12 protein-coding genes are annotated in these 9185 nt (G+C 31.0%); 7 read left to right on the forward strand and 5 right to left on the reverse strand.

All coding sequences use genetic code 11. From position 1 onward, the window contains the following. The first annotated feature begins 466 nt into the window (after positions 1-466). Entirely contained in the window at positions 467-799 is a 333-nt protein-coding gene (locus tag M3Z80_RS08000) for a winged helix-turn-helix transcriptional regulator (protein ID WP_293919035.1), read from the forward strand. A 111-nt stretch (positions 800-910) separates the two neighbouring features. After that, entirely contained in the window at positions 911-1378 is a 468-nt protein-coding gene (locus tag M3Z80_RS08005; RefSeq protein WP_293919037.1) for a VOC family protein, read from the forward strand. A 75-nt stretch (positions 1379-1453) separates the two neighbouring features. Here M3Z80_RS08005 and M3Z80_RS08010 read toward each other — a convergent pair whose 3' ends face one another. The 4 genes from M3Z80_RS08010 to M3Z80_RS08025 all read right to left on the reverse strand — a co-directional run bounded on the left by M3Z80_RS08010 (position 1454) and on the right by M3Z80_RS08025 (position 5245). Next, on the reverse strand, positions 1454-2221 hold the full coding sequence (locus tag M3Z80_RS08010; protein ID WP_293919038.1) for an SDR family NAD(P)-dependent oxidoreductase: 768 nt from the start codon (positions 2219-2221) through the stop codon (positions 1454-1456). Positions 2222-2235: 14 nt separating this feature from the next. Next, positions 2236-3222: an aldo/keto reductase gene (locus tag M3Z80_RS08015; RefSeq protein ID WP_293919040.1), complete on the reverse strand. Its 987-nt coding sequence runs from the start codon at positions 3220-3222 to the stop codon at positions 2236-2238. An 82-nt stretch (positions 3223-3304) separates the two neighbouring features. Next, positions 3305-4213, reverse strand: a complete 909-nt coding sequence (locus M3Z80_RS08020) for a helix-turn-helix domain-containing protein (RefSeq protein ID WP_293919042.1) — start codon at positions 4211-4213, stop codon at positions 3305-3307. Positions 4214-4597: 384 nt separating this feature from the next. After that, entirely contained in the window at positions 4598-5245 is a 648-nt protein-coding gene (locus M3Z80_RS08025; protein ID WP_459251450.1) for a nitroreductase family protein, read from the reverse strand. A 164-nt stretch (positions 5246-5409) separates the two neighbouring features. Between M3Z80_RS08025 and M3Z80_RS08030 the strand changes: the two genes are divergently transcribed. Both M3Z80_RS08030 and M3Z80_RS08035 read left to right on the forward strand, forming a co-directional pair. Continuing rightward, positions 5410-5763, forward strand: coding sequence for a winged helix-turn-helix transcriptional regulator (locus M3Z80_RS08030; protein ID WP_293919044.1), 354 nt, complete (start codon positions 5410-5412; stop codon positions 5761-5763). A gap of 209 nt (positions 5764-5972) precedes the next feature. Beyond that, a complete protein-coding gene (locus M3Z80_RS08035) occupies positions 5973-6149 on the forward strand; it encodes a hypothetical protein (RefSeq protein ID WP_293919045.1) in 177 nt (58 codons plus the stop codon). Between the two features lie 511 nt (positions 6150-6660). On the opposite strand, the gene M3Z80_RS08040 is transcribed toward M3Z80_RS08035, so the two are convergent. Continuing rightward, entirely contained in the window at positions 6661-6873 is a 213-nt protein-coding gene (locus tag M3Z80_RS08040; protein ID WP_293919046.1) for a SymE family type I addiction module toxin, read from the reverse strand. Between the two features lie 179 nt (positions 6874-7052). Between M3Z80_RS08040 and M3Z80_RS08045 the strand changes: the two genes are divergently transcribed. The 3 genes from M3Z80_RS08045 (at position 7053) to M3Z80_RS08055 (ending at position 9125) form a co-directional block, all read left to right on the forward strand. After that, a complete protein-coding gene (locus M3Z80_RS08045; RefSeq protein WP_293919047.1) occupies positions 7053-7460 on the forward strand; it encodes a helix-turn-helix domain-containing protein in 408 nt (135 codons plus the stop codon). 121 nt (positions 7461-7581) lie between these two features. Further along, positions 7582-7827, forward strand: a complete 246-nt coding sequence (locus tag M3Z80_RS08050; RefSeq protein WP_293919048.1) for a hypothetical protein — start codon at positions 7582-7584, stop codon at positions 7825-7827. A gap of 491 nt (positions 7828-8318) precedes the next feature. Beyond that, entirely contained in the window at positions 8319-9125 is an 807-nt protein-coding gene (locus M3Z80_RS08055) for a hypothetical protein (protein WP_293919049.1), read from the forward strand. The last annotated feature ends 60 nt before the right edge of the window (positions 9126-9185 follow it).

Raw genomic sequence — 9185 nt, forward strand, 5'->3', positions numbered from 1 at the left:
AAGGATTTCATTGTTATAATGGGTTGATTTCAATGTTATTTTATCTTGAGAAAAAACTGTTATACCCATACTTATTATCAAGGCTAACAAGATAATCCTTTTCAAAACATATACATATTTTAATTAAAGATGACAAAAGTATATACTATATACAATGCATCATTATTTGTATATTTACACCTAATTGTATGGTACTGACATTTTTGTAAGTAATGGGTAAGAGAAAGGAAACATCAACTAATTTCGAGAATAAGGCTATTCTATCAGGAGAATGCAATCAAATTTATGCCTCAAGTTTGATTAGTGTTCAATAGACTCTTATTATCAGTTGTCAATTAGCTTATGGTAAAATGCGTTTTTCTAATTTCAATAATTTTTGAAAAAAGAGAATATTTATAATGCCCAATATCAGTTATCTAAAATAACAATACACCACAGATTATTCTAATTTAAATCATTCATAAATATGCGTAAATTAACTTCTACGAATTATCTAAATGAAATATCGCTAAAAAAATATTGTAATGCTTACAACTCTCTTTTACTCTTTCATGGAAGATGGAAGTTGCCCATTTTATTTACTTTGATGAGTAATCCTGTTTATTATTCTGAATTTAAAAAAGTTTTACCGGATATTAGTGATCGAATTCTGAGTAAACATTTAAACGAGCTTGTAGAGGATAAACTTGTTCAAAAAGAAAAAACAAAAAATAGTTCACTCTATACTTTAACAACAAATGGTACTAAACTAATTTCAATTTTACTCTCTCTAAGTGATTTCTATGAAAGTATGAGATGATAATTAAAGATAAATATATCTGCTTTATAGATCATCTTTTCTCCTAACTTACAATTTTGTAAGCAGTAGGTATTTATTTCTGAATAAAAATATATTTGTAAAAAATCAGATATGAATCAGATAATAAGATTTCATCATTTTAATATTAAAGCACAAGACTTTGAAGTAACCACAAATTTTTATAAATCATTAGGTTTTGAAGCAGTACATTCATGGTCTTTAACTCAGTTTAATATAAAAAGATGCACGATGATGTACCATCCTATAGCCAATATTTATATTGAAATTTGTGATAAAGATGCTGACATGCCTACACAAGGGAGGAAAAAGAAAGAAAATGAAGAATACATAGAAAATGCTATTTTACACATTTGCTTTACTGTTTCAAATGCAGAGTTGGCATATAAGTATGCAATAGAAAATGGAGCAACAACTTGTTGTCCATTATCTGAAATAGAATTAATTGATGATTTAAGCTTAAAAGCAATGTTGGTTAAGAATGCTTTAGTCTACAGCCCTAATGGAGAAGTTATAGAGTTTATAGAAAGAGATCCATTTTCAGAACAATCTACAATGTAAGAGTCATATAAAATAGCATACAGAGAGACAAATAATAATTTCAAATATAAATGCAACTACCTAATTTGCAACACGTCAGTTTACCATTAGTCCTCCATCCACATGTACGATTGTGCCAGTAATCCACTTAGCCATATCAGAGGCTAGAAATAAAGCCGTTTGGGCAATATCATTAGGTTCTCCTATTTTTTGCAAGGGATATATCGTTGATATCATATTTTGGAATTGTATTTGTTTCTCTTCCTCCATTTGTTGCAAGTTGTGTAGAAGTTGAGGAGTTTCTATACTTCCTGGAGCAATAGCATTCACTCTCACTCCCTTTTTTCCAGCTTCGAATGCCAAAGATTTGGTAAATGAATCTACAGCTCCCTTAGTTAGAGAATAGGCTGTTGAATTTCTTCCCTGTAGCATTCGATCTGCAAAATAAGATGAAATATTGATTACACAACCTTTGGTGTCTATCAGAGAGGAATAAAGAGCTTTTGTTATCAGATACATCGATTTAATATTCAAATTGATATGCATATCCAAGACATCTTCATTGCTATCTTCAAAGGGTATAAACCGAGCAATTCCCGCATTGTTGACCAATATATCTACAGATGGGTTTATTGCTAATATTGTCTCCACGGTTTTCTTTACATTTTCAGATACTGATACATCTGCCGATATAGTATGAATATTTACATGGTATGCGCGTAACTGTAATTTGGCTTTTTCTAGTTTTTCAATATCCCTTGAAATAAGACATAGATCAGCTCCATTTTGAGCAAAAACTGAAGCAATACCAAGTCCAATACCATCACTTCCTCCCGTTATAACAGCTAACTTATTTTTAAGCATTAATCAATTATTTTCTAATTGTTAACTAGCTTCATAGCCTCGGCTGTGTAGCGATCACCTGTATTTGGATATTTAGCGATGATTGATTCTATTTCTGCAACTTCAGTATTACTTAGCTCTACATCTACTGCTTTTGCGTTCATTTCTAGGTATTTGCGTTTCTTTGTTCCGGGAATAGGTATAATATTGTCTCCTTTTGCTAAAATCCAAGCCAAAGCCAATTGTGATGTATTAATATTTTTTCCATGAGCAAAGGCTGTCAGCTCATTCATCAGCTTTTGGTTATTTACCAGGTGCTCACCTTGGAAGCGAGGCAACTGAAAACGAATATCATTTTCAAGAAAATTGGATATATCAAAACTCTCTGTAAACATACCCCTACCTAGAGGCGAAAAAGGTATAAGAGCAATATCTAACTCTGTTAGTGTAGGATAAATTTCTTTTTCAATATCACGGGTCAACAATGAATATTCACTCTGTAAAGCTGCGATGGGATGAATAGCATTTGCCTTACGGATGCTTGCCGATGAAGCTTCGGATAATCCTAAATAACGAACTTTCCCTTCTTTGACCAATTCTGCCATTGCTCCCACAGTTTCTTCTATAGGAATGTTTGGATCTACACGATGAGCGTAATAGAGGTCTATACACTCAATTTTTAATCTTTTTAGGCTCAATTCTACTGCCTGTCTCATCCATTTAGGAGAGCCATCAAAAACACTTGCCAAATGATTTTCGCCTGTGTATTTAAAACCGAATTTAGTAGCAATAAATATTTTATCTCTATTTGGTTTTAAAACATTGGATATAAGCTTCTCATTTTCACCATTTCCGTAAAAATCTGCTGTATCCCAGAAATTAATTCCTAGATCCAATGCCTTATGTAAAGTGGCAATACTTTCTGTATCATTTTTTTCACCATAGACATGAGACATGCCCATACATCCTAATCCTATTGCAGACACTTGTTCGTCTGTCTTTCCCAATTTTCGATATTTCATGACTTATCTAGTTTTTATCTCACAAAATTAAGTGTAGATATTCGAAATGAATTAACACATATCAAAGGTGTTTTTATATATATCAAATAATTTTCAATCTGTATTCTTTTGGGGACATACCTACGTTCTTTTTGAAAAAAGATGTAAAGTGAGAAGGATATTCGAAAGATAAACTATAAGCTATTTCAGTTACTGTCCAGTTTGTGTTTTTTAGCAGGGCTTTAGCCTCTTCGCTAATGCGAAAGGCTATGTGTTGAGAAGTATTTTTTCCGGTAACCTCTTTTACAACGCTATTGAGGTGGTTCTCGTGTACTGATAATTTTAGTGCAAAGTCTTGTACAGTTCTCAATTTTAGCGGCATATCTGTATTCTCTATCGGGAATTGATTCTCCAATAATTCTAAAAAATGGTATGTGATACGATGAGCAGCATCTATTTGCTTGTTGCGTGAACCTATCTCAGGGTAAAGTTTTAAAGCTTCATGGATAATGAGCTGTAAGTAATTTCTAAGTTTACTGTATTTATAAATATAATCAGAGCTCATTTCTTGCATTATTTTTCGAAATATATAAGATAAATCTTCTGTTGCTTCCTCATCTAGAAGGATAATCGGATTTTCTCCTCTACGGAACATTGGATAATTTTTAACTGAAAACGAATGATCCCATGATTGTATAAACTCTTCGGTAAATAAGCAGAACCATCCCAATTGATTGGGGGATGTAGGCTCCCATGAATGAGGAATCAAAGGATTCGAAAAAAATAATGCCGGTTGGTTTATCGTGAAACTTTCATTAGCAAAGTGTATTACTCCGGTGCCTTCGGTAATTAGTGATATTTTGAAAAAATCGCGACGATGGAAAGATGCAGTAGGAGAGCAGTAACCTCTCGGAAAAACATTAAAATGACCTATACCATCATTATTTAGTTTGATGTGATTGTTACCTGATAATTTTTTATAGAAATCTTGAATTGTTTCGATTTTTTTCATCTTTCAAAGTTATAAAAATCAAATACAATTTAAAGATTTAGGATTAAGTTAGCTAATCTTTCGTCATTAATTATTTATTCTATTTTTTATTTCAAATTTATTTCTGTAGGCATGTAATAATATAAGTAGACTCCAATAGTATTGTTGCTTTTGTCAATATAATCCAAGCCTGGCCAAGGTGAATTTGAAGACATAATCATTTGTTTGTTTTTATAACAATTTTCCAATACTAAAGAATTAACTTTATGAAAAGTTTTTATTTCATCAGGATTTAAAGGTCGAGGTTCATAAGATAGTTTTTCTTGTTCACCTTTTATCCTTTTTCTAATATCTCTAAATGATAATAAGAATTAACACTTTTAATATTTAACAGTTTTATTCAAATCAGAAATTTTCGCCCAAACTTTGCGTAAAATCTTGAGAATTTATTTCTGAAGCATCAGCAATAGTCATTTCTTTAATAAAGTCTTCTTTAGGAGTTCTGACTTTTTTTTGATTTACCAGCCAATCTTTATTTATATCCCTGTAGCCGAGGGGTAATATTACAGTACTCTTGTAACCACTACCTTTCAATTGCAAAAGCTTATCTAACATATCGTGACGAAAACCACCTATAGGAGTTGTGTCAACTTTTTGTTCTGCCGCAGCTGCAATTGCCATGGCAAATGCTATATAGCATTGTTTTTCTGCATCATGAGCTTGACTTTCCGGATCCATGTTCTCATAATGGTTTATAATAATCTTTTTGTATGATTCCATGGTACTATACGGTTGATCCCGCTCATCCATTATGTAATTGAGAACTTTTGTGATTCTTTCGTTTGTATACCTGTCCCAGGAAGCAAATACAAGTAAATGTGAGCAATCTATAATTTGATTTTGATTAAAAGCGACACTCTTAATCTTCTCTAATAATTCTTTATCTGATATTACAATAATCTTATATGGTTGTAACCCCGAAGCCGACGGAGATAAACGTGCTGCTTCTAAAATATAGTTTAACTTTTCTAAACTTACCACTCTGGCATTCATTTTTTTTGTGGCATAGCGCCATCTTAAATCTTCCAATAACATAATATTCCTTTTTATTGTTTATAATATTGATTTCATCATTGTAAAATTAAACTTTATTTATATACTTTTGTAACATAGTATACAAAAGTAACAGTAACCTTGAAGTAACATAGTAGCTTATAATGGAAGATAATAATAGTTGTAACAATGATTGGGAAAAACGTATAATGGCTATCCATGATACAATGGATGTGTTAAGTGGAAAATGGAAAATTTCAATTCTTGCTTCCCTTTGCTATCATGGCAAAAGACGTTTTTCGGATCTGTTGAATGATGTGAAAGGTATATCTAATAAAATGCTAAGTAAGGAGCTCAAGGATTTGGAAATAAATAGATTGGTCAAAAGAACGGTTTTGGATACCCACCCCATAACGGTACAGTATGAACTTACAGAATACGGGAAAACACTGAGAACTATTATTAAGCATCTTCTAGATTGGGGATTTGAGCACCGAAAAAAAATTATAGGTAAATAGCTGTATACCAGCTTATATAATCTTTGCGCAAGATAAAAAACACATGTGTAATTCGTAAAAAGAAGGAAGAATATACTGTCTGCATTAAAATTTACTAGTCGCTTTTATATAAAGAATGAATGAAAAATACATACTTTTTTGCAAATAATACGAGGGTGTGTATCTTTTTATTTACCCTTCATTGAAATAGGGCAGAAGAGTAACCTAGATTGAAAAGAAAACGTTTAACTGTAAATATTGAGAATCTAAAATCGATTGTATGTTTTGGTGCTCGTTTTATATCTTTTCATATTGCAGCTCTTTGTCTTCAAGCCAAAGGATTATTGAAAGAAAAATTAAAGAAAGAACCTGAAATGGCTCAATTTATTATTACATTTCTCATATAGAAAAGTAATAATGACGTATCAAATAACGATTTGAAAAAAGAAGAAGTATTGATTGTATTTTCCGTTCACGAATTAAAGGAAGTTTAAGGAAACAGTTTAAGTCTATTTTAAAAAGTAGATATTTCTATTGATGGTATTGAATACAATCTATTTTACCTGTCAAGATGTGCCATACAAATTACAAGAGGAATAGAACCAAATACACCAACTGTTTCCGATTATGAAAAGCATACCTTTGTCAGAAGATTGGTTTAGTCATCGAATATATAAAGAAATTATTCAAAGGTAGAAATCTTACTCCCAAATCGTTCCCTTTCTTTTTCATCACAACATAAACAGAAAGTCAAGGCAGAAGACATTAACCTCAAAACAGATAAATAACCTGATAATCCCAACAAGTTGCACTTAAATCTAAATGGCGAAAATATCATAGATTGGTTCAGAGATAAATACAATAACCTTAAAAATAGAATCCCGACGAAAATAAAAACTAATCCTGTAAAAAAGAATTTTATAAATCTTCCCTTTTTTCATCGGGTATAATTACTAAGCATTTATTGGAAACCACTATTTTTATACGGTCTTGAACATCAAAACCTGCTTCTCTAAGCCATTTTCCGTTTAAGCGGATTTGTGGAACCAAACACTCTCTTGCAAATAATCTGGGAGAAAAATGACTATAGACTGTTATATACCGTATTTGTATACTACCTATTTTTTTCATACAGCAAAGTAACAGCATACCTATCTTATAAAATATTAAAGGAATAGATATGATATTAGAAATACTATTAATAATATCAGCTAACTTTATGTTAATATATTTTGATGACAAAATAAATTATTACTCGATTTAATTCTTATTTTTACGATTAATTAAGTAAAAAACAAAGATATAGGCTTATGGAAGCAGCAATAAAGAAAAGCAATCATGGAGCTAATGTTCGCCGTTGGAGAGAATGGCGTAATATCAATCAGGATGTGTTGGCAGAACAAATTGGAGTATCGCAAGCCACTCTATCCAGCTATGAGAAAAAAGAAAAACTGGAACAGGATGTATTAGATAAAGTCGCAAAAGCCTTGGATATTCCAGTGGAAGCCATTACTGAACTCGAACAAGGTACAGCAATAAATATTATATCAAGCACTTTGCATGATAATTCTGGTTCAATATTCAATAGTCCAACTTTTAATCCTTTAGATAAAGTAGTTCAACTATATGATGAAAAAATTGCTTTGTATGAACGAATGTTGAAAGAAAAAGAAGAAGCAATTTCTCTGCTACATGAGGTGTTGAGGGATAAGAAATAAGTTTCCTGTTTTTATTCCTCAAATACAATACAAAACATGAAAGGAATTTAATTTTTGGATTCTTTTTTTAATAAAGCCATTCTAAAAAACAGACTGAATTCAATTACAAAAATCAAATAATATGACTACTATTAATATTAACAGAGGTTCTGAATGGAATATATGGGATTTACATGTTCATACCCCAGCATCTCTTTGTTCCAAATATGGAGGCGACACAGATAAAATTTGGGAGGAATTTATCACTGAACTTGAAAATCTTCCTATAGAAGTTAAAGTTTTAGGTATAAATGATTATTTGTTTTTGGATAGTTATAAGAAAGGATTAGAATATAAAAAAAGGGGAGACTTAGTAATATATAACTAATACTTCCTGTTATTGAATTTAGAATAAAAGAATTTGTTGGAAATGCTGAACTTAATCGAATTAATTATCATATCATATTTGCAGATGAAAGTCAGCTAGATACTAATACAATTGAAAAACAATTTCTTAGCGGTTTAAGAGTAAAGACTAATTTTAATCCTGAATATGGAGAAGGTAAAAAATGGGGCGGTGTTGTTACAAAAGAGAATCTAGAAAATTTTGGTGAGTTTATTTATAATTCCGCAACTCCTGATAAGAAAACGCATAAGAATTTTCTTGAAATAGGTTTCAATAATATTAATTTTGAAATTTCTAAAATTAATGAATTATTAGGCGAAGGATCAGAGATTAATACTTATTTAAAAGGAAAATATCTCAAAGCTATCGGCAAAGCAGAATGGGAAAGTTTTAGATGGGATGGCTCTCCGGCTGAAAAGAAAACAATTATAAATGATGTTCATTTTGTTTTTAGTGCATCTCCTACTACAGATATGGCGAATAATGGAATATCTTTATTAAAAAAACAAGGAGTGAACAGCCGATTATTGCATTGCAGTGATGCTCATCAATTTGCTGATGATAAAAATAATACAAAGCCAAAAGAATTAGGACATTGTTTCACTTGGATAAAGGCAGAACCAACCTTTGAGGGATTACGGCAAATAATTTTTGAAACTGATTTAAGACGAAAGATTCAAACAGGCAGTCCTAATAATAAAAGGTTAGATAAGGTTATTAAGTCAATCCAATTTGTAGGTCATCCTGATTTTATTTCTAATAAAATTTATCTTAATCCTGATTTGAATACTATCATAGGAGGGAAATCATCGGGTAAATCTCTTTTACTTCATTATATAGCCAATACGATAGATTATAAATACGCTTATAAGCAAACACATCAGGTAGTACCTCAGGATAAAATTGATGTTTATAAGTTTTCAGAATCTTCACAATTCGATTTTATTGTAGAATGGGAAGATGGCGTTGAATATAAATATAGCGATAATGAAACAATTAGAAGTCGACAATTTGTATACATACCTCAATCGTATATCATTAATCTAACTTCCAATATACAAACAAATTCGAGAAAAGAATTGAGTAAGTTTATCCGAGATATTCTTTTGCAAGATACCGAGAGTAGGCAGCACTATGATAAATTCATACAGAATGTAAAAGCACTGGATAATACACGGGATACTTCCATTGATGAATATTTCAATATACAGGATCAAATAAATAGACTAAAACAAAATCAAAAAGATATTGGAGATATTACTGGTATTAATAATAAATAGCATCTTTAGAAGAAAAAATTCAAATTTTGAAAGGCAAATCTTTTGAAGAAAAAGAATTCG

Source organism: Apibacter sp. (genome assembly GCF_025291155.1).
Classification (GTDB): Bacteria; Bacteroidota; Bacteroidia; order Flavobacteriales; family Weeksellaceae; genus Apibacter.